We start from the raw sequence: 511 nt of genomic DNA, 5'->3' as shown, positions 1-511 counted from the left end.
GGTGTAGCCCGCCGCTGCCAACGCACCGGGGCCGGGGGTGGCGCGCGCGGTGATGGACAGGGGTTCGGCCAGTTGCAGTGCCCAGGGGCCGGGGTGAGCGGCGTCTTGCGCCACCAGCCGCAGTGCGCTGATCTGCATCTGCACGCCTTGCGTGGATGTGCCCAGCCCGCCAACAGCGCGGGTTTGCAGGGCCAGCCGTTGCATCTGTGGAGGCCGCGATGCGTTCAGGCGGGCTTCGCCGTCCAGCGCCAGCGTGGCCTGCGATAGGGTGCCGGAGAGGTCGGCGTTGACAGCGCGCAGTTGCACGGCGGTGGCGCCGCCTCCCCCGTTGCCTGCGGGCAGGGACAGGTCCAGCTGAGGGGCAGACAGTGTGGCTTGCAGCTCAAAGGGGGTCTTGTCTGATGGTGGTGTGCTGCCCGTGCGGCGGGTGTCAGGGCTGGAGAGGTTGGCAGTGGCTAACTCCAGCTGGCGGGCCAGCGTTTGCCAGCCGCCCTTCCAGCGGGCGGTCAGT

1 pseudogene is annotated in these 511 nt (G+C 70.6%); it reads right to left on the bottom strand.

The window, feature by feature from the left end:
• A pseudogene (locus DBR12_RS22740) lies at nt 1-511 on the bottom strand (DUF490 domain-containing protein); the annotation flags it as partial.

Origin of the sequence: Acidovorax sp. HMWF029 (assembly GCF_003060895.1) — a bacterium.
Lineage (GTDB): Bacteria > Pseudomonadota > Gammaproteobacteria > Burkholderiales > Burkholderiaceae_C > Acidovorax.
Note: the sequence above shows the minus strand (reverse complement) of the source record. Positions and strands in the feature narration are given on the sequence as shown.